Origin of the sequence: Neisseria subflava, assembly GCF_024205745.1 — a bacterium.
Lineage (GTDB): Bacteria > Pseudomonadota > Gammaproteobacteria > Burkholderiales > Neisseriaceae > Neisseria > Neisseria flavescens_B.
This window is the reverse complement of record NZ_CP073117.1, coordinates 1,913,334-1,932,865: the sequence shown is the minus strand read 5'-3', so window position 1 is coordinate 1,932,865 and position 19,532 is coordinate 1,913,334. Positions and strand designations below refer to the sequence as shown.

The following is a 19,532-nucleotide window of genomic DNA, read 5'->3' as shown; positions in this document are numbered from 1 at the left end:
CATGCGCAACATCAAACAAATCTACCGAGCCGACAGCCAACACTGGGTAGGCAACGGATTCCTCGTGCAACCTTTGTTCTCCCACATGGCTGACGACCGCGGCACCAATCCATTCCTGATGCTGGACTATGCCGCACCGTATGAGTTTGCACCCAACGAAACGCACAACCCCCGCGGTGTCGGACAGCATCCGCACAAAGGCTTTGAAACCGTTACCATCGCCTACCACGGCGAAGTGGCACACCGCGACTCCAGCGGCGGTGGTGGCATTATTTACGAAGGCGACGTGCAATGGATGACTGCAGGTTCAGGGATTATTCATGAAGAATTCCACTCTGAAAACTTCAGCAAAAAAGGCGGACTCTTTGAAATGGTGCAACTCTGGGTCAACCTGCCGGCTAAAGACAAAAACACCCCACCACGCTATCAACATCTTGCCAAAGCGAATATTCCCGTCGTCGAATTTCCCGACGAAGCCGGCTATTTACGCCTGATTGCGGGCGAACATAACGGCGTAAAAGGTGCGGCAGATACGTTTACTGAAATGAATGTTTGGGATATTGTGCTTCATGCCGATAAAGAAGCCGAATTGGAAGTACCCGACAATCACAATCTATCTATGGTTATCCTGCGCGGAGCAGTTACGTTTAATGGCAAAGAACAGGCGACAGCCGGAGAATTGGTCAATTTTGAGCAAACCGGTGGTAAAGTGCGCGTGAAAGCCGGTAGCGAAGAAGTCAAAATTTTGCTGCTTTCCGGTGTTCCAATTGATGAACCCGTAGTCGGTTACGGCCCATTTGTGATGAATACTGCCGAAGAAATCCGACAAGCCATCAGCGATTTCAAAAGTGGCAAATTCGGCCATATTGATTAAGGATTTGCTGAGTTTACTTAAACCGCTAACGGAAAGCTTGCTGATTGATTTCATTGTATGCGTTAACCAAGCTAATCAGTGCAAAAAAGGCCGTCTGAACAATATCTGTTCAGACGGCCTTTATTATTTAGGGATTATTCCCATTCAATCGTGGCAGGCGGTTTGCCACTGACATCGTAAACCACGCGGTTGATGCCTTTGACTTCGTTAATGATGCGGTTGGACACGCGGCCGAGCAGCGAGTATGGCAGCTCTGCCCAGTGCGCAGTCATAAAGTCGCTGGTAATCACGGCACGCAAGGCAACGACGTAATCGTATGTGCGGCCGTCGCCCATCACGCCGACGGATTTCACAGGCAGGAATACGGCAAAGGCTTGGCTGGTCAGGTCGTACCAAGATGTGCCGTTTTCATCGGTAGTATTGCGCAATTCTTGAATGAAAATATCGTCTGCTTGACGGAGCAAGTCGGCGTATTCTTTTTTCACTTCGCCCAAGATACGCACTCCCAAACCGGGACCCGGGAACGGATGACGGTACACCATTTCACGCGGCAGACCCAAAGCGACGCCCAATTCGCGCACTTCGTCTTTGAACAAATCACGCAAAGGCTCAAGCAGCTTGAGCTTCATGTTTTCAGGCAGGCCGCCGACGTTGTGGTGGGATTTGATGGCGTGGGCTTTTTTGGTTTTTGCGCCTGCAGATTCGATTACGTCAGGGTAAATCGTACCTTGCGCCAACCATTTGGCGTTGGTGAGTTTTTTCTCTTCAGCATCAAATACTTCAATAAATTCCGCACCGATGATTTTGCGTTTTTTCTCTGGGTCGGTCACGCCGGCAAGTTTCGCCAAAAACTGCTCTTCGGCATCAACGTGAATCACGCGTACGCCCAAGTTGCGGGCAAACATGTCCATCACCATTTTGCCTTCGTTCAAACGCAACAGACCGTGGTCAACAAACACGCAGGTCAGTTGGTCGCCGATGGCACGGTGAATCAGCGCGGCCGCTACGGAAGAGTCCACGCCGCCGGACAAACCTAAAATCACTTCATCGTTGCCGACTTGTTCGCGGATCTTGGCAACGGCTTCTTCGATGTAGTTCGGCATGGTCCAGCTGGGTTGTGCGCCGCAAATATCCAAGACAAAGCGGTTCAACAACGCGCGGCCTTGTTTGGTATGGGTCACTTCAGGGTGGAATTGGATGCCGTAGAATTGTTTCTCAGCGTTTTCCATCATGGCAATCGGGCAAGACGGGGTGTCGCCGATGACAGAGAAGCCGGTAGGCAGTTTGGAAACTTTATCGCCATGGCTCATCCATACGTCGAGCGTGTTTGGAGCATCATCTTGAATGCCGCGTGTCAGCTCGCTATCGATGGTTTTAACTTGCGCATAACCGAATTCGCGTTGGTTACCCGGGGTAACTTCGCCGCCCAAGTGGTGCGCCATAAATTGCATGCCGTAGCAGATGCCCAAGACCGGAATGCCCAAATCAAAAATACCGGTATCGGCTTGATAATCGGATTCGTAAACGGAATTAGGGCCGCCGGAGAGGATGATGCCTTTCGGGTTGAAGGCTTTGATTTCTTCCAAAGGCATGTCGAAAGAATGCAGTTCGCAATAAACGTGGGCTTCGCGCACGCGGCGGGCGATCAGCTGGGTAACTTGCGAGCCGAAGTCGAGAATAAGGATTTTGTCTTGGGTCATGGCGGAAACTTTGCAAAATGTAAGAAAACGGTGCGGCCGGGAGGGTAAATTTCAAACTTAAACCACAATAAAAAAGGCCGTCTGAAACGGCGGATTATACCATTGTTCAGACGGCCTTTATAGGGCAAAACCCAAATCTCTCATCTTTCTATTTTGTGTGTTTCTCAGGAATCATATCGCTGCGCGAGAGCAACAGCAGGCAACCCAACACGACCATGCCGATGGCCAGCAACGGCGAGAGGTAAATCCAGTAGCTCATGTGCAGATATATGACTGTACCAATATAAACCAGCATCGGGCCGGAAACGATGGACTGTTTGTTAATGCCGTCCATAATCAATACGGCAAAGCCCAAAATAATTAATGCACCGGCAATCATTGTCGATGTCGCAGGCAAAATATCCGTAGCGCGTAAAAACCAAATCGCACCAAAGATAATCAAAAATAAAGGCAGAAAAAGTGAGGGGCGGGACATAACAACGCTCCGTAAAGGTTTCAGACGGCCTGTATTATTGGGTGCGTCGGTCATACAGACAAGATATAAAAATGCAATCTTGTGTGTGATTATGCAAAGGTTGGCACAACAAAAAGGCTGTCTGAACAACAGCAAACCGAAATCGAATATTTCAATTTATCCTGTTTCAGACGGCCTTTTAAATCATCAGGCTTTGCCGGTGCTGCCGAATCCGCCTTCACCGCGCTCGCTAGCGGCAAACTCATCCACGACTTTAAACGCGGCTTGGACAACCGGCACAATCACCATTTGCGCGATACGCTCCATCGGCTCGATGGTAAACGCTTCTTTACCACGGTTCCACAAAGAAACCTTCAATTCGCCTTGATAATCCGAGTCAATCAAACCGACCAAATTACCCAAAACAATACCGTGTTTATGACCCAAGCCGGAACGCGGCAACAAAACGGCGGCGTAAGCAGGGTTGGCCAAATGCACCGCCAAACCGGTCGGAACGAGATATACATCGCCCGGCTGCAATACAACAGCTTCATCCAAGCAGGCACGCAAGTCCAAACCGGCAGAACCGGGCGTTGCATAAGCAGGCAGGGAATCGGCCATTTTCGGATTTAAGATTTTCAGTTCGACTTCGGTTTGCATGACAGGACTCCGTATTGTTCTATATTGGAAAGGGCTACGATTATACACAAATGCCCTTGAGGCCGTCTGAAAAAACGGAGTATGATTCAGTCAAACCTAAGGAGAAAAATCATGGATCTGCACAATATCCGCGAAGATTACAGCAAACGCGAGCTGTCGGAAGCCGAATGCCACGCCGACCCTATTGTCCAATTCGAGCAATGGCTGAACGAAGCGATTCACGCCGAAGTCAACGAGCCGACCGCGGTCAACGTTGCCGCCGTAGGCGAAGACGGCAGGCCCAACAGCCGCATGGTGCTATTGAAAGAAGTCAACCCCAAAGGCTTTGTTTTCTTTACCAATTACCACAGCCGCAAAGGCCGCTCCTATACGGCACACCCTTTTGCCGCCATGACCTTTTTCTGGCCGGAACTCGAACGCCAAGTGCGTGTTGAAGGACGCATTGAAAAACTCGACGCCGCCGCTTCGGACGAATATTTTGAAAGCCGCCCGTATACCAGCCGTATCGGTGCATGGGCAAGCGCACAAAGCGAAGTGATTTCCAGCAAAGCCGTATTGGTGACCAAGGCCGCGGCCGTCGGTGTCAAACATCCCCTGCATGTTCCCCGCCCGCCGCATTGGGGCGGATACCTCGTTATTCCCGACCGCATTGAATTCTGGCAAGGCCGACCCAGCCGCCTGCACGACCGCATTCAATACCGCCTGGTTGACGGCAACTGGATACGTGAACGCCTTTCGCCATAATTTTCGGATTTTCAAACAAAAATTTACTGGTTGAGTTACAATACAGCCTTTCATCAGCAGGCCGTCTGAATTTGATTTTCAGACGGCCTTTTCCCCCAATCCAACCCCTGCCGCAACCGCCGCAGAAGAACCGCTTTTTCAAGCGAGTTAGGAAAAATCATGTCCAAACAGCCTTCCAGCAAACGCCAATGGCGCGACGGCGTATCGTCTACCGCCAAAAAACCTTCCAAACCGGCCAAATCCTTTGCCAATAAAAAACGTCCCGACGACGAACGCAAAACATCAGGTAAACCTTACAACCAAAAAGTTTCAGACGGCCCTAAAGCTCAAAATACCGCGCCTAAACAACGTGCTGCCAAAGCCAAAAAACTGGTTGTCCGCAACCCCAACCAAAAAATTATGGAGCATGCCCGCGATTTGAAAGAACGCCGCAGCGACCTTTCACGCTTCGAGCCCGAACGCCTGCAAAAAGTCCTGGCCGCTTCCGGCGTCGGCTCACGTCGCGAAATGGAAGAATGGATCAGCAACGGCTGGGTAACGGTCAACGGCCGCGTAGCGCAACTGGGCGAAAAAGTTACGCCCGACGACCACGTTACCGTCAAAGGCAGCATCATCAAACTCAAATGGGCCGACCGCCTGCCACGCATCATCCTCTACTACAAACAAGAAGGCGAAATCGTTTCCCGCGACGACCCGCAAGGCCGCGTCAGCATTTTCGACCGCCTGCCGCAAGCAGCCAGCAGCCGCTGGGTAGCCATCGGCCGTTTGGACATCAATACCAGCGGCCTCTTGATTCTGACCACTTCAGGCGAACTTGTTCAACGCTTTGCCCACCCCAGCTTTGAAGTCGAACGCGAATACGCCGTGCGCGTATTGGGCGAGTTGACCACCGAACAAATGCGCGTCCTGACCGAAGAAGGGGTGATGCTCGAAGACGGTTTGGCAAAAGTCGAACGTATCTACGAACAAGGCGGCGAAGGCGCGAACAAATGGTACAACGTCGTCATCAAAGAAGGCCGCAACCGCGAAGTACGCCGCATTTTTGAAAGCCAAGGCCTGACCGTCAGCCGCCTCGTCCGCGTAGGCTTCGGCCCTATCGGCCTGCCCAACCGCCTCAAACGCGGCCAGTTCTACGAACTCAATCCGGCAGAAGTCGCCAACATCATCAAATGGGCAGATATGTTGCTACCTGGCGAACGTCGCCGCAAGAAAAGTTAATGTAAGATAAATCGGGGCTGAGGCCTTTACAAAATCGTCTCAGCCCGACAAAATCTTGCCTAAGTCATAAAAATAGTGGGTTAAGTTTAGACCAGTACTGCATTGCTCCGCCTTGTCCTGATTTAAACTTAACCCACTATTCACACATTAAAACTCAAAAAAGTGACTCAGCGCCAGCGTTGAATCTGCCAATACACTGCCAACAACACTTTTAACAATCAGCATGTGATCTTTCCCAGGAGCTTAAATCATGCCCCGTTTCTTCCTGAAAACCGTTTCCATACTCACTTTAGTAGCTTTGACAGCGTGTTCCGGTCCACTCGACCACTCAGACTCGTCAACCGAAAATCTTCATGATGCACCGGACTCAGCATTGCCTGCTGCTGCCGTTGCTGAAGAAAATCTGTCTCTTGCAGAAAACACTGAACGCTACCAAGAACAACCCGACCAACCGGTCAAATCCGTTGCCCAAGAGCCTATTTCTACATTCAGCATCGATGTCGATACCGGCAGCTACGCCAACGTCCGCCGATTTCTGAACAATGGAGAACAGCCGCCTAAAGATGCTGTACGGATTGAGGAAATCATCAATTACTTCCCTTATAACTATCCACTGCCTACTGACGGCCGTCCATTTGCCGTTCATACCGAAACCATTGATTCTCCATGGCAACCGGAAGCCAAGCTGATCAAAATCGGTATCCAAGCACAAGACACGGCAAAGAAAGACCTGCCGCCTGCCAATCTTGTGTTCCTCGTGGACGTATCCGGCAGTATGGATGAAGAAAATAAACTTCCGTTGGTTCAAAAAACGCTGCGGATCTTGACCCAACAATTACGTCCTCAGGACAAAGTTACCCTGATTACCTATTCATCAGGCGAAGAGCTGGTGCTTCCACCCACATCAGGTTCAGATAAAGAAACCATCCTAAAGGCCATCGACAAACTGGAGGCCGAAGGCTCGACCTCGGGCGAATCCGCTTTACGCATGGCCTACGAGCAAGCGCAAAAAGCCTTTGTACCCAACGGCATCAACCGTATCCTGCTGGCGACCGATGGCGACTTTAACGTTGGCGTATCTGATACTGAAACCCTCAAATCCATGGTTGCCGAAAAACGTAAAACAGGTGTTTCACTCAGCACGCTAGGATTCGGTACGGACAATTACAACGAAGACATGATGGAACAAATTGCCGATGCAGGCGACGGTAATTACAGCTATATCGACAATGAAAAAGAAGCGAAAAAAGTTCTGCAGCAACAACTGACTTCCACGCTTGCCACCGTTGCGCAAGATGTCAAAATCCAAGTCGAATTCAATCCTGCCACTGTCAAAGAATACCGCCTGGTCGGCTACACCAACCGCACCCTGCGCAATGAAGACTTCAACAACGACAAAGTAGATGCGGGCGATATCGGCTCAGGCCACAGCGTGACCGCCATCTATGAAATCATTCCGGCAGGCAAAAACGGCTGGCTGAACGAATCACGCTATCAAAAAGCCCCTGCCGTCAAAGGCAGTAAAAACGAATACGCCTTTGTCAAAGTCCGCTACAAACTGCCTGGGGAAAAAGACAGCAAGCTGATGGAACAAGCAATTCCTGTTGGCAGCAAACCACTTGACCAAGCCGATAAAGACACCCTGCTTGCCCTTGCCGCAGCCTCTTACGCGCAAGCCCTGCGTGGCGGCGAATACAACGGCAAACTGGGTTGGAGCGACATTGAAAAAATGGTACAGAAAGTCCAAGGCGATGATCCGTTTGAGCTGAAATCGGAATTTCTCCAATTGGTACGCATTGCCGCCGGTAGCGAAAAGAAATCAGGCCCTTTAGTTAAAGAATAAAACCTGAAAAAGGCCGTCTGAAAAACATTCAGACGGCCTTTTATACACCCTGCCCCAACCCCAATCAGGAGCCGCTTCATGTTCACACTCAAAACCGACAACGACCGCCTACTGCTCGCTTTCGCCGATTTACGCGCGGAAATTTATCTTTACGGCGGACTGCTCAACCGCTACGAAATCCGCCGCCCCGACGGCACATGGTTCAACATCGTCAAAGCTTACGACACCCCGCAACACGCCCGCGAGAGCCTGACCGAATGGTTCCGCAGCGGCAAACTCAGCCCGTACGCCTGCCGCCTGCGCCACGGCAAATACAGCTTCGACGGCAAAGCGTATGAGTGCAGCAAATTCAAACTCGCCGAACACGCGGCACACGGCTTGATGTATGACCGCGAGTTCGCCCTCGTCAACAGTCATGCCGACGAGCAATCCGTCGAAGTCGAAATCCGCGCAGATTACGCACAAGACGGCAGCGGCTATCCCTTCCCCTTCAGCCTGACCGTCCGCTACCGCCTCAGTGCAGACGGCTTAAGCATCCACTCCACCGCCCGCAACCAAGGCACGACTGCCATACCGCTCGCAAACGGTTGGCACCCCTATTTCACGCTCGGCGGCAAAACCGACGATTGGTCGCTGGAAATCGACAGCAGCAAACGCTTGAGCTTCGATGCCGATTTGGTTCCTGACGGCAACATGATAGACGACACCCGTTTTCAGACGGCCTCAAACCTGTCGGGTATCGAATTGGACAACAGCTTTGTCTTGGCACGCTAAAAACCCGCCGCCTGCACGCTTTCAGGCAACGGACTGACCCTGAGCATCTACCCCGACGCCTCCTATCCCTACCTGCAAATCTTCACCCCATCGACCCGCGACTCCATCGCCATCGAAAACCTCAGCGGCGCACCCGACTGCTTCAACAACGGCTTAGGGTTAATTGTTCTGAACGCGGGAGAAGAAGCCGCATTTGAAACGCGCTACCATATAGCAGCCAACCGTCCGTAAACAGCCCGAACCTTTACCGGCAAAGCAAAGGTCGTCTGAAAACGCCCAATCAGGTTTTCAGACGACCTTTTAATCAACTGATGCACTGGTTTCTTTGACTGAAAAACAAAAAATAGCCCGCGTCAGTAAACCTAGCATTTTCAATCAAATATGCTGTATTGAATCATAACCTGACCGAAATAGCGTTGCCATATTTTTTCTTTTACCCCACTAAAAGCGAAGTCATACTGAGCGAACCGGCGACAAGGTTGTCGTTGAAAAAAGTAATGGAATCATCCGGTTCGCGTAATGCCATAATGCAAAGAAAAGGCAAGTAATGCTCCGGCGTCGGCACGGAGAGCATCGCCTTTTCACCCAGCCGTTCGTAATGAATCAAAGTATCGTCATCCCGTTCAACAATCGCCTGATTGACCGCTTCGCGGAACGCAAACGCCCAATCATAGCCCGCACCAATTTGATTGATATGCGCCCTGCTCATCACGCTCAAATTATGAATAATATTGCCGCTGCCAATAATCAACACACCCTGTTCGCGCAAAGCGGATAATTTTTTCGTCAAATTGAAATGCCATTCCGCCGACTGCAAATGGTTGAGGCTGAGCTGAACTACGGGAATATCGGCATCAGCAGAAATTTCAACACTGCCCAAGTGCCGTGATCAAAACCGCGCGTCGGGTTCAGCTCAACATTTTCCGGCTGCAATAACGAGCGCACTTGCTCCGCCAACTCAGGCGAACCGGGCGCCGGATATTGCACTTGGCTGAGTTCTTCAGGAAATCCGTAAAAATCATAAATCATTTCAGGCTGTTCGCCTGATGTAACCTGCAAACCGCTGCTGTACCAATGCGCCGAAATCATCAAAATCGCTTTCGGTTTGGCAAATTTTTGCGTAATCAGGCTGAGATTTTGATTGAAAGGATTTTCCTTATCCAACACATTCATCGGACTGCCATGCCCGACAAACAATACAGGCATTTTTTTCATCACTTTCTCCTTAAAATATTTGATGAGGCGGATTGTACGGATAAATGATTAAGCAATAAATCTCAATTTATGAACAACATATTTTCCAAATAAGAAATGATGAAATAATTTTTGGCTTTGTTGCAAAGTTAAAAAGAGGTTCGAAGATTCGAATTTCGATAGCAATACCTAAATCAATCGAACAAATCTGCCTAAGAGCACTGCATTCTATGACTGATAACTCAATGTCAGAATATCATTTGTTAATAGCAAATTATAAAAAAAAATGTTGTCTGAAAAATAAACTTGGTTTTCAGACAACATTTTTATCTTAGAAAGATTAGAAGAATTTTCAATATAGAGATGGTAGAGCAATATTATTGGCCATCTTTAAACTATAGTGGATTAACTTTAAACCAGTACGGCGTTGCCTCGCCTTGCCGTACTATCTGTATTGTCTGCAGCTTCGTCGCCTTGTCCTGATTTAAATTTAATCCACTATATACATTCAGACGATTTTTATATATTAGATTGAAAATGTGCAACAACACATTTTGCACTCGGACAGTTTGGATGCGTGGCAGCATTTTCGATTGAAAATTCCCAATATTTAATCATCTTCTTAGCAAAGCCAACTTTGTTTCCTGGTCCTCTGGCAGAACCCGTTTCTTTGACAATTTCGCTGATTCTGTCCCAAGGCAATTCGGGCGTCTCTTCCGGAAACTGTTCTCCCGCAAAATCTTCAATTTCTAAAAATTTTTTCATAGCTTGAGTATCTGCTAGAAACCATGCTTCTATCGCTTTAACCGCAATAAAATAGGCAGTAATTTTCGCGTGATTGATTCTTTCCTTAACATCTTCAACAGGGAGTCCGTCCGAATCCGTCAAAATATACAGTCTTTCTGCTCCATTTGCTTCCAAAACACCAATAAAGGGCTCAATATTATGAGGCAATAAATTACCTGCGCCATTGGCATCAACAACAGGTTCAATCAATTCAAAATCATTCCTTTGTAAAAAGTCCTTGAATACCGCTGATTCGATAACAATCTTTTCGCATGCCCCTTCAACAATAAATCCAACTTTTACCATGGCAATCCACCTCCCAGCAGATTGGTCAACCAAGCTGTATCTAACGGAATTTTGTTTTTATCGACACCCGACTTCCGAACATCTTTAATTTGGGTTTTGCCTTGAGATTTACTGACAAAATATAATTCTTCCAATTCTAGGCTGCGCACTACTGATTCACTATGAGTTGTCAGAATAATGGGATGGTGAGCGCTTGCATGTTCACGAATAAAGTCAATGAGTTCGCCGATGGCTTTCGGATGCAAGCCTCGCTCAGGTTCTTCAATGATGGTAATACCAGGCTGTTTTACACGCGTTAAAACGGCAACTAGCAGGCACAAGGCATAAATTGTGCCGTCAGAAACCATATGGGCGGGAAAGCGATCGCCGCTGTCTTCCTCGAAAAATAGCCCTTTTGAATTGTCTATATTTTGTGTTTTAACAGAAACTTTCTTCATTTCGGGCACAATCACGCTCATCCATTCAATGATTTGCTCGCGTAATTCATTGTCTTTTTCAAGTTTTTCTAGAACTGCAGCAATATTGCTACCGTCACGGTTAAGTTCCGTAGGATTGTTGGCGGTACTGCGGCGATTTTTGATGGTAAAAGGGTCGATACGGAATATCTTGACGTTTCTTAAACCTTGAAATTTTTTATTTTGTCGGAGAAAACTGTCGTCAGATAAATATTTTCCATCGGTTAATAATTTTAATCCGATACCTGTCGCCACACCATAGATTATATCCTGACCGATTTGATCGCTATCTTGCAGTACACCCAAGATAAGACCTCTTAATGCACCTAGCAATCCTGCACCAATTAAATCATTTGATGTATTACTTTCTTTCTTTGCTTCTAGTTCTTTGCGGATTTTATCACTGTCAAAAATTATTTCCCCACTTTTAAGAATCTTTAGCGACTCTTCTTTGACTCTAGAAGCGATATTTTTCAAAGCAATCATTATTTCATATTGATAAATTTGTTTTTCAATTTCAAATTCTATCTTGTAGCTAATGTCTCCAGCCTTATGTTTAGGACTAATTAAATTTTCTATACTACCAAACTCAGATACCGCCTTACTCACTCCCATATCAATCACTTTTGATAAAAATGCCAAGGCATCGACAAAATTGCTTTTACCCGTACCGTTTGCCCCCGCTAAAACCATAAAAGGAGAAACATCTTTTAGCTCTACATTTTGGATACTTTTAAATCCTTTAATTTCCAAATAGTTAATTTTCATTTTTAATTCTCTTGAATTTATCAACAAAACGTGTTTGAAAGCATACAGAGCATTTCATAGGATGGCAACCTTTTTCTTGTGCAAAAATCAATCTATACTATTGTTTTAAAAAACATTATTCTTACATGAATTCTCAGATAAGTATCAACTTTGCTAGAACGCCGTTTTTAAAATATTGGTATAAAAATTTTTCCGAAACTCTTTTCAGACGACCTCGGCATCGCGTGGATAGCACAGTATGAGCTTGGCAGATGCACTCCATTCTGGACAACTGGTCGAGCTCTTCCCCGAATACGCCATTACTTACGATCCGCTTTACCTCTATTACCCCAGCCGCCGCGGGCATTCGAATGTGTTTAAGTTGATTGTGGATGTGCTGCGGGTAGAGGTCGTCTGAAATTTGACGCCACCCCGTCCAAGTGTTATTAATAATTCCTATTCACAAACAAACAGGAATAAACATGAAAAAAGTTGGTAACAAAGTAGTCGTTGTGGGCTTGGGTGCGGTCGGTGTCAGCTACGCCTATTCCATGCTCAACCAAGCCTTGTGCGACGACATGGTTTTAATCGACATCAACCGCACGCGCGCGGAAGGCGAGGCGCGCGACTTCCGTCACGGAATGCCTTATGCCGCCTCGCCTGCGCGCATTTACGTCGGCGATTACGATGATTGCTCGGATGCAGACATCGTGTGTATTTGCGCGGGCGCGGCGCAGGCTCCCGGCGAAACCCGTTTGGACTTAATCGACAAAAACCTGCGCATCTTCCACGACATCGTTTCGAAAGTCATGGCTTCAGGCTTTGACGGCATCTTCTTGGTTGCCTCCAATCCTGTGGACGTACTGTCTTATGCCGTTTTGCGCTTTTCAGGGCTGCCCAAAGAGCGCGTTATCGGCTCAGGCACCATCCTTGACTCCGCCCGTTTCCGCGTCTGTCTGGGCAACGAGTTCGACGTCGCGCCTTGGAGCGTCGATGCCATGATGATCGGCGAACACGGCGACAGCATCATTGCACTTTGGAGTACCGCCAACATCGCCGGTATGTCGGTTCAGAAGATGTTGGAACAATCAGAAGACGGGCAGGCGCGTATGGACAAAATCTATAACACCGTGCGCAATGCCGCTTACGAAGTCATCGCCGCCAAAGGCTCGACCAGCCACGGCATCGGCATGGGTTTGAGCCGTATTTCCAACGCCATCCTGCACAATCAAGGCGTCGTATTGCCCGTTTCCACCTTGCTTGAAGGCGAGTTCGGACAAAACGGCGTGTATATCGGCGTACCGACCGTCGTCAACCGCCAAGGCGCGGTCCGCATCATCGACCTGCAACTTTCCGACGATGAAACCGAACGCTTTGCCCGCTCGGCGGAGCTGTTGAAAAGCTATCAACGCAAAGTCGATGAAATGGTCGGATAAACAGAATCGCCTCTAAGTAAAACGTCGTCTGAAAACTGGAAATCTGGTTTTCAGACGACGTTTGCTATGTATGGGGAAGTTAATCCGTCAATATTCTAAATTCAAATAAAAAATACCTATATCTAAATTACTTTATTTTCGATACACAATTTACCGGTTGTCGTCATTCCCGCCCCCACCTACGCGAGGACAGGCTACGGTGGGAATCCATTTTTGAAATTCGGAAACTGTTTTTCAAATAAAGGTTTCTCAAGTTTTACGATGGATTCCTGCCTACGCAGGAATGACGGTACTAATCCGCCTATAACAAACGTCGTCTGAAAACCAAATTTCCAGTTTTCAGACGACGTTTTCTGCTCATAAACCTAAGCGTTATTTCTCTGCCTTCACCACCCGCTGACGGCGGGTTTCGCTCAACACCATACCCGCGCTGACGGAAACGTTCATACTTTCGACTGTGCCAAACATCGGAATCGATACCAGCATATCACAATGCTCGCGTGTCAGGCGGCGCATGCCTTCGCCTTCGTTGCCCATTACCCAAGCCACGCTGTCGGGCAAGTCGCAGTGGTAAAGGTCGGAGTCGCCGCCCATGTCCGTGCCGACGATCCAAATGCCGTATTCTTTCAGCTCACGCAAAGTACGGGCAAGATTGGTTACGGTAATATACGGCACGGTTTCCGCCGCGCCACAGGCAACTTTGCTGACGGTCGCATTCAGGCCGGCGCTTTTATCTTTGGGTGCAATCACGGCATGCACGCCCATCGCATCGGCAGTACGCAGACAAGCGCCGAGGTTGTGCGGATCGGTGATGCCGTCCAATACCAGCAAAAACGGCGGTTCGCTCAGGTTTTCCAACACATCTTCCAAGTGAACATGGTTTTTGGAAGCGTCGATAAACCCGACCACGCCCTGATGGCGCGCCCCTTTGCTGATGGCATTCAGGCGGTCGGCATCGGCAAAATGCACGCGTACGTTTTCAGAGGCCGCTTTATCCAATACATCGCGGGTGCGCGCATCGGATTTGCCCTCTTGGATATAGAGTTCGGTAATCGATTTCGGGTTTTGCCACAAACGGGCATTGACGGCGTGAAAGCCATAGATGAGTCGTTGGTTTGCCATGTTTTTGCTTTATCAAAAAATTCAGACGGCCATTATAACAAGTAAGGCCGTCTGAAAATTTTTTATTTCATCAAATAACCGAGTATGCCCGAAGTGCCAACGCCGATTAATACCGTTACCAACATCGAAAACCGGCTGGCGGCCAATACCGTCAAAGCAATGGCTATCAGCTCATGCGGTTTGTCCGATACAAAATAAGGCGCAATCACAGAAATCAACACACAGCCCGGCGCAGCCTCCATAACCACTTGCGCGCGACGGCTCAATGTACGGTTGCGCAATGCAAAAAAGCCGATTAATCGGGTTGAATAAGTAACGGCCAACATGCTTAAAAACAGCAGAAACGATTGCAGCGACAACAAATCCTTCATTTTTGCTCTCCCCACAAATATGCCGCCAACAAGCCTGATAACGTTCCAGCCGGAACATACCATGCGCCATCCACGGTCAAATAAGTTGCGCACGCCACAATCAGGCTGACAAACCAAGGGCGCGAAGCCGCAAAGCTCTTCCACATCCCGCGCAGCAACACCAAAAACACCGCAGGAAACGCCATGCCGAAGCCCCAAGCCGCCACATCGCCGAACATCGGGCCGACTGCCGCGCCAAATGCCGCAAAACCAATCCACGTTACATACAAAATAAAACACACGCCGACATAAAACGGCATATTGAATGCAGGCAAACCTGCCGCCTTACGCTTTTGAATTTCAGCAAACGCCATTGCCCAGCTTTCATCACACATAAAAAACAGCGCGGGCATCGCCTTTTTCAGCGGCATATCCCTCATATACGGCGCAATTGCCGCACCCATCAGGATATGGCGCGAATTAATCATAAACGTAACCGTTGCAATCAGCAGTATCGGCAAGGGATTTGCCCACAAATTGACTGCGGCAAATTCCGAACCTCCGGCAAAATTCATGCCCGTCATCAGCAGCATTTCCAGCCAACTCATTCCTTTCTGCCCGCCCTGCATGCCCAAAATCAGCGCCCACGGCAACAAACCGATCAGCATGGGGGAACATTCTTTGATACCGCGCAGAAATTCCGATTGGGGAGAAGCAGTGTGATTCATTTTGATTGAAACGGTTTATTAAAAAGAAGCGACGTATTATAAAGCAGGCCGTCTGAACAAGGGTATAATACGGAAAAATTAGATTTATTTACGGAAACCGATATGACCCACACCGTCCATCTGCAGTTTGAAGAAATTGACAATACCGTGTTGCAACGCCTGTGCGGCGCGCTCGACAGCAATCTCGAAGCCTTAGGCAAAGCCCTTGATATCCAAATCAGCCGCCGCTTCGAACATTTCACCTTCATGGGCGAACTGGCACACGCCGGCCGTCGTGCCTTGCTGTCGCTTGCCGAAGCCGCAGAAAAAGGCGACTTGGACGACAATGCCATCAGCCTAGCGGCCGTTGAAGCAAAAACAGCAGATGAAAAACACGAAGAAAAACACCACGACCAACAATACTATTTCCGCACCAAACGTGGCAGCATCGGTGGCCGCACCCCGCGCCAAAACGGCTATATCCGCGCCTTGCTCAACCACGATGTCGTGTTCGGCTTAGGCCCTGCCGGTACGGGTAAGACCTATCTTGCCGTTGCCGCCGCAGTCGATGCCATGGAAAAACACCAAATCGAACGCATCGTTTTGGTTCGCCCCGCAGTCGAAGCAGGCGAAAAACTCGGCTTCCTGCCGGGCGATTTAGCACAAAAAGTCGATCCCTACCTGCGACCCCTTTACGATGCACTTTATGATTTGATGGGCTTCGACCGCGTGACCAAACTGATGGAAAAAGGTTTGATTGAAATTGCGCCGCTGGCCTATATGCGCGGTCGTACCTTAAATGGCGCATATGTCATTTTGGACGAAGCGCAAAACACCACACCCGAACAAATGAAAATGTTCCTGACCCGTATCGGCTTCGGTGCCAAAGCAGTCATTACCGGCGACATCAGCCAAATCGACCTGCCGCGCAACATCAAATCCGGCTTGAAAGATGCACGCGAAAAACTTCGCGACGTAGAAGGCCTGTATTTCCACACCTTCACCAGCGAAGACGTCGTCCGCCATCCTTTGGTGCAGAAAATCGTCGAAGCCTATGAAGCAGCGGAAGAGCAAGCTGAAAAGAAAAGCGGCGAATAATCTTTTCAAACACTTCAGGCCGTCTGAAAATCAAATTTCAGACGGCCTTACTACATCATTCCCCTATAATACTGCTATAATCCGAAAATCAAGTAAAACAACGACTTCAAAAGGAAAAATATGACCCTCAAGCCACCCGTCCGAATCGCCGTAACCGGCGCGGCAGGCCAAATCGCCTACGCCACCCTCTTCCGTATCGCCGGCGGCATCATGCTCGGACGCGACCAACCCGTTATCCTGCAGCTGCTCGACCTGCCGCAGGCACAACAGGCATTGCGCGGCGTGATTATGGAAATGCAGGATTGCGCCTTCCCGCTCCTTGCCGACATCTTCGCCACAGACGACCCCGAAGTCGCCTTCAAAGATGCCGACATCGCCCTCTTGATTGGAGCGCGCCCGCGCACACAAGGCATGGAGCGTGCCGACTTGCTGCACGCCAATGGCGAAATTTTCAAAGTACAAGGCGCGGCGTTGAACAAAGTTGCCAATCGCAACGTTAAAGTCCTCGTCGTTGGCAATCCGGCCAATACCAACGCCTACATCGCCATGAAATCCGCACCTGACATCCCGCCGGAAAATTTCACCGCCCTGATGCGTCTCGACCACCACCGCGCCGTCAGCCAAATTGCCGAAAAAATCAACCGCCCGATTACTTCCATCGAGCAAATGTGCGTCTGGGGCAACCACAGCCCGACCATGTACGCCGACTACCGCTACGCCACCAGCAACGGCGAGTCCGTCCAAGACATGATTACCGAACCCGACTGGAACACCGAAGTCTTCATGCCGAAAATTGCCGGACGCGGTGCCGCCATTATCGCTGCGCGCGGTTCATCGTCCGCGGCCTCCGCAGCCAATGCCGCCATCTACCACCTGCGCGACTGGTTGCTCGGCAGCAGCGGCAAATGGATAACCATGGGCGTTCCATCCGATGGCTCTTACGGCATTCCCGAAGGTTTGATTTTCGGCTTCCCCGTCATTTGTGACGAAGGCAGCTACCGCATCGTCCAAGGCTTGGACTTATCGGACGAATTCAGCCAAAAACGTATTGCCGCCACACTGGCCGAATTGGAAGAAGAACGTTCAGCCATCCAGGATCTACTCTAAAACAAAGGCCGTCTGAAAACCAAATTTCAGACGGCCTAAATAATTAAATGCCCGTTCTACAATCATTTTTAAAAACTAGAATGGCACTCTTTGTCCTTGTTTATCTTTAAGATGCCATTGACCTGACGGTTTACAACCACCACCACTACCGCCGACAGCATAATGATCACAATTCGGGTCAAGCCGTTTCCCTTGAGAATATGAGCCATTTGTCAAACCGTTCCCATCAAAGGAACTGCATGCGCCGATAAAAGCTACACAAAACAGAACTAAAATTTTCTTAAACATTTACATTACCATTTTTTTGTGAAAGTAATACCAATCATAGAACTATGACTTTTGTTTTTAATATAGTTCTTTAATTTTTGTTTTTTATGCAAATAATTAATAATGATATAAGATTGATTAGTAAGTTTTCTGCGTTTGAAAAAGGCCGTCTGAAATCAAATTTCAGACAACCTTTACCGTGCAGCCTTATTCCGCTACATCAATGCACAAATATTTCAGTTCCAAATACTCATCCGCACCATATTTGCTGCCTTCACGTCCTAAACCGCTGCGTTTCACGCCGCCAAACGGTGCCACTTCATTACTGATTAAGCCCGTATTGATACCGACCATGCCGTATTCCAAGGCTTCGCCGACGCGCCACTGACGGGCGGTATCAGCCGTATAAAGGTAAGCAGCCAAACCGTATTCCGTATTGTTTGCAGCCTCGATGACTTCGGCTTCGGTTTCAAAACGGAACACTGGACACAAAGGCCCGAAGGTTTCCTCGCGAGCCACCACCATTTGCGCCGTAACGCCGCTTAAAACAGTCGGCTCAAAAAACGTTCCGCCCAATGCACTGCGTTTGCCGCCGGTCAGACAACTTGCGCCTTTAGACAATGCGTCGGCGATGTGCTGCTCGACTTTCTCCACCGCTTTTTCCTCAATCAGCGGCCCTTGGTTCACACCATCCTCCAAGCCGTTGCCCAACTTGAGCGCGGCCACTTTTTCACTCAATTTGCGGCAAAATTCGTCGTAAATGCCGGACTGAGCATAAACACGGTTGGTGCAAACGCAGGTCTGGCCGCTGTTTCGGAACTTGCTGGCCAGCGCGCCTTCGACGGCTTTGTCTAAATCGGCATCGTCAAATACGATAAACGGTGCGTTGCCACCCAGTTCCAAACTGAGTTTTTTAATGTCTGCCGCGCTATCGGCAAAAATTTTCGCACCGACTTCGGTTGAGCCGGTAAAGCTAATTTTGCGCACAGTCAGGTTCGTAGCAAATTCATGGCTGATTTCCGACGCACGACCGCTGACAACAGGCAATAAATCCTGAGGCACGCCCGCTTCATAAGCCAGTACGGCCAACGCATACGCACTCAAAGGCGTGAGCGATGCAGGTTTGACAATCATCGCGCAGCCCACCGCCAAAGCAGGCGCAGCCTTGCGTGCAATCATCGCAGATGGGAAGTTCCACGGCGTAATCGCAGCGGTAACGCCGACAGGCTGTTTCAATACAACCAGTTTTTGCGACGCTTTCACACTCGTCAATACATCACCGTCAATCCGCCGCGCCTCTTCCGCAAACCAGCGCACAAACGAAGCCGCATAGTCAATTTCGCCACGCGCCTCAGTCAGACTCTTACCCTGCTCCATCGTCATGATCCGCGCCAGTTCTTCTTTGTTTTCTTTAATCAAAAAATACCAACGCCACAACACATCGGCACGCTCCAATGCAGTTTTTGCCGCCCATAATTTTTGTGCAGTCTCCGCCTTTTGAATCAAAAGCTTCAGGCCGTCTGAATCAGTCTTACGGACAAATGCCAAAGCCTCACCGGTTGCAGGGTTATCAACTTTAATGGCATCTGGGATCGGAGAAAAGGAAATATCGGGATGGTTGAGCAAACGGGCAAAATCTTTCATGAGAAACGACCTTTCTAAAACCGAGGATATACGTTCATTATCATAT

At 49.0% G+C, this 19,532-nt stretch carries 18 protein-coding genes and 1 pseudogene; 9 read left to right on the top strand and 10 right to left on the bottom strand.

Features of this window, described 5'->3' with window-relative positions:
• Position 1: 1 nt before the first annotated feature.
• Complete coding sequence (locus KCG55_RS09245) at positions 2–874, top strand: pirin family protein (protein WP_254322839.1); 873 nt, start codon at positions 2–4, stop codon at positions 872–874.
• A 134-nt stretch (positions 875–1,008) separates the two neighbouring features.
• Here KCG55_RS09245 and guaA read toward each other — a convergent pair whose 3' ends face one another.
• The 3 genes from guaA to dut form a co-directional block, all read right to left on the bottom strand.
• Positions 1,009–2,574 (bottom strand): glutamine-hydrolyzing GMP synthase, encoded by a 1,566-nt coding sequence (gene guaA, locus KCG55_RS09240; protein ID WP_250600435.1) that lies wholly within the window; start codon positions 2,572–2,574, stop codon positions 1,009–1,011.
• 148 nt (positions 2,575–2,722) lie between these two features.
• Positions 2,723–3,049, bottom strand: a complete 327-nt coding sequence (locus KCG55_RS09235; RefSeq protein ID WP_254322838.1) for a hypothetical protein — start codon at positions 3,047–3,049, stop codon at positions 2,723–2,725.
• Between the two features lie 186 nt (positions 3,050–3,235).
• Positions 3,236–3,688, bottom strand: a complete 453-nt coding sequence (gene dut, locus KCG55_RS09230; protein ID WP_003680707.1) for a dUTP diphosphatase — start codon at positions 3,686–3,688, stop codon at positions 3,236–3,238.
• 111 nt (positions 3,689–3,799) lie between these two features.
• On the opposite strand from dut, the gene pdxH reads away from it, so the two are divergent.
• From pdxH to KCG55_RS09210, 4 genes are all read left to right on the top strand, one after another.
• Positions 3,800–4,432 (top strand): pyridoxamine 5'-phosphate oxidase, encoded by a 633-nt coding sequence (gene pdxH / locus KCG55_RS09225; RefSeq protein ID WP_049329035.1) that lies wholly within the window; start codon positions 3,800–3,802, stop codon positions 4,430–4,432.
• Positions 4,433–4,591: 159 nt separating this feature from the next.
• Positions 4,592–5,650 (top strand): pseudouridine synthase, encoded by a 1,059-nt coding sequence (locus tag KCG55_RS09220; RefSeq protein ID WP_254322837.1) that lies wholly within the window; start codon positions 4,592–4,594, stop codon positions 5,648–5,650.
• 250 nt (positions 5,651–5,900) lie between these two features.
• Positions 5,901–7,493: a vWA domain-containing protein gene (locus KCG55_RS09215; RefSeq protein WP_254322836.1), complete on the top strand. Its 1,593-nt coding sequence runs from the start codon at positions 5,901–5,903 to the stop codon at positions 7,491–7,493.
• A gap of 78 nt (positions 7,494–7,571) precedes the next feature.
• Positions 7,572–8,267, top strand: coding sequence for an aldose 1-epimerase (locus KCG55_RS09210; RefSeq protein WP_254322835.1), 696 nt, complete (start codon positions 7,572–7,574; stop codon positions 8,265–8,267).
• A 433-nt stretch (positions 8,268–8,700) separates the two neighbouring features.
• On the opposite strand, the pseudogene ygiD reads toward KCG55_RS09210, so the two are convergent.
• The 3 genes and pseudogenes from ygiD to KCG55_RS09190 form a co-directional block, all read right to left on the bottom strand.
• Positions 8,701–9,482: pseudogene (ygiD, locus tag KCG55_RS09205) on the bottom strand (4,5-DOPA dioxygenase extradiol).
• A 498-nt stretch (positions 9,483–9,980) separates the two neighbouring features.
• Positions 9,981–10,553, bottom strand: a complete 573-nt coding sequence (locus KCG55_RS09195) for a DUF4276 family protein (protein WP_254322834.1) — start codon at positions 10,551–10,553, stop codon at positions 9,981–9,983.
• Positions 10,547–11,776 carry an AAA family ATPase gene (locus KCG55_RS09190; protein WP_254322833.1) on the bottom strand — a complete coding sequence of 410 codons (1,230 nt, stop codon included), beginning with the start codon at positions 11,774–11,776 and terminating at the stop codon, positions 10,547–10,549. Before KCG55_RS09190 ends, KCG55_RS09195 begins: the two co-directional genes overlap by 7 nt.
• Positions 11,777–12,014: 238 nt before the next feature.
• On the opposite strand from KCG55_RS09190, the gene KCG55_RS09185 reads away from it, so the two are divergent.
• Together KCG55_RS09185 and KCG55_RS09180 are read left to right on the top strand one after the other, a co-directional pair.
• Positions 12,015–12,173 (top strand): LysR family transcriptional regulator, encoded by a 159-nt coding sequence (locus KCG55_RS09185; protein WP_254322832.1) that lies wholly within the window; start codon positions 12,015–12,017, stop codon positions 12,171–12,173.
• A 64-nt stretch (positions 12,174–12,237) separates the two neighbouring features.
• Entirely contained in the window at positions 12,238–13,191 is a 954-nt protein-coding gene (locus KCG55_RS09180; RefSeq protein WP_049351069.1) for an L-lactate dehydrogenase, read from the top strand.
• A gap of 372 nt (positions 13,192–13,563) precedes the next feature.
• Here KCG55_RS09180 and rlmB read toward each other — a convergent pair whose 3' ends face one another.
• The 3 genes from rlmB to KCG55_RS09165 form a co-directional block, all read right to left on the bottom strand.
• Positions 13,564–14,313, bottom strand: coding sequence for a 23S rRNA (guanosine(2251)-2'-O)-methyltransferase RlmB (rlmB, locus tag KCG55_RS09175; protein WP_254322023.1), 750 nt, complete (start codon positions 14,311–14,313; stop codon positions 13,564–13,566).
• 62 nt (positions 14,314–14,375) lie between these two features.
• The gene (locus tag KCG55_RS09170) at positions 14,376–14,684 is read right to left on the bottom strand and encodes an AzlD family protein (RefSeq protein WP_003680717.1); all 309 of its coding nucleotides are present in this window, start codon (positions 14,682–14,684) and stop codon (positions 14,376–14,378) included.
• Positions 14,681–15,391, bottom strand: a complete 711-nt coding sequence (locus KCG55_RS09165; protein ID WP_254322831.1) for an AzlC family ABC transporter permease — start codon at positions 15,389–15,391, stop codon at positions 14,681–14,683. Before KCG55_RS09165 ends, KCG55_RS09170 begins: the two co-directional genes overlap by 4 nt.
• A 102-nt stretch (positions 15,392–15,493) precedes the next feature.
• On the opposite strand from KCG55_RS09165, the gene KCG55_RS09160 reads away from it, so the two are divergent.
• Both KCG55_RS09160 and KCG55_RS09155 read left to right on the top strand, forming a co-directional pair.
• A complete protein-coding gene (locus tag KCG55_RS09160; protein ID WP_070590856.1) occupies positions 15,494–16,468 on the top strand; it encodes a PhoH family protein in 975 nt (324 codons plus the stop codon).
• A 120-nt stretch (positions 16,469–16,588) separates the two neighbouring features.
• Positions 16,589–17,575, top strand: coding sequence for a malate dehydrogenase (locus KCG55_RS09155; protein WP_003680720.1), 987 nt, complete (start codon positions 16,589–16,591; stop codon positions 17,573–17,575).
• Between the two features lie 474 nt (positions 17,576–18,049).
• Here KCG55_RS09155 and KCG55_RS09150 read toward each other — a convergent pair whose 3' ends face one another.
• The gene (locus tag KCG55_RS09150) at positions 18,050–19,486 is read right to left on the bottom strand and encodes an NAD-dependent succinate-semialdehyde dehydrogenase (protein ID WP_254322830.1); all 1,437 of its coding nucleotides are present in this window, start codon (positions 19,484–19,486) and stop codon (positions 18,050–18,052) included.
• Positions 19,487–19,532: the final 46 nt, after the last annotated feature.

Coding starts and splice junctions, on each gene's coding strand:
- KCG55_RS09245 (WP_254322839.1), top strand. CDS start 2: ATGCGCAACATCAAACAAATCTACCGAGCCGACAGCCAACACTGGGTA.
- guaA (WP_250600435.1), bottom strand. CDS start 2,574: ATGACCCAAGACAAAATCCTTATTCTCGACTTCGGCTCGCAAGTTACC.
- KCG55_RS09235 (WP_254322838.1), bottom strand. CDS start 3,049: ATGTCCCGCCCCTCACTTTTTCTGCCTTTATTTTTGATTATCTTTGGT.
- dut (WP_003680707.1), bottom strand. CDS start 3,688: ATGCAAACCGAAGTCGAACTGAAAATCTTAAATCCGAAAATGGCCGAT.
- pdxH (WP_049329035.1), top strand. CDS start 3,800: ATGGATCTGCACAATATCCGCGAAGATTACAGCAAACGCGAGCTGTCG.
- KCG55_RS09220 (WP_254322837.1), top strand. CDS start 4,592: ATGTCCAAACAGCCTTCCAGCAAACGCCAATGGCGCGACGGCGTATCG.
- KCG55_RS09215 (WP_254322836.1), top strand. CDS start 5,901: ATGCCCCGTTTCTTCCTGAAAACCGTTTCCATACTCACTTTAGTAGCT.
- KCG55_RS09210 (WP_254322835.1), top strand. CDS start 7,572: ATGTTCACACTCAAAACCGACAACGACCGCCTACTGCTCGCTTTCGCC.
- KCG55_RS09195 (WP_254322834.1), bottom strand. CDS start 10,553: ATGGTAAAAGTTGGATTTATTGTTGAAGGGGCATGCGAAAAGATTGTT.
- KCG55_RS09190 (WP_254322833.1), bottom strand. CDS start 11,776: ATGAAAATTAACTATTTGGAAATTAAAGGATTTAAAAGTATCCAAAAT.
- KCG55_RS09185 (WP_254322832.1), top strand. CDS start 12,015: ATGAGCTTGGCAGATGCACTCCATTCTGGACAACTGGTCGAGCTCTTC.
- KCG55_RS09180 (WP_049351069.1), top strand. CDS start 12,238: ATGAAAAAAGTTGGTAACAAAGTAGTCGTTGTGGGCTTGGGTGCGGTC.
- rlmB (WP_254322023.1), bottom strand. CDS start 14,313: ATGGCAAACCAACGACTCATCTATGGCTTTCACGCCGTCAATGCCCGT.
- KCG55_RS09170 (WP_003680717.1), bottom strand. CDS start 14,684: ATGAAGGATTTGTTGTCGCTGCAATCGTTTCTGCTGTTTTTAAGCATG.
- KCG55_RS09165 (WP_254322831.1), bottom strand. CDS start 15,391: ATGAATCACACTGCTTCTCCCCAATCGGAATTTCTGCGCGGTATCAAA.
- KCG55_RS09160 (WP_070590856.1), top strand. CDS start 15,494: ATGACCCACACCGTCCATCTGCAGTTTGAAGAAATTGACAATACCGTG.
- KCG55_RS09155 (WP_003680720.1), top strand. CDS start 16,589: ATGACCCTCAAGCCACCCGTCCGAATCGCCGTAACCGGCGCGGCAGGC.
- KCG55_RS09150 (WP_254322830.1), bottom strand. CDS start 19,486: ATGAAAGATTTTGCCCGTTTGCTCAACCATCCCGATATTTCCTTTTCT.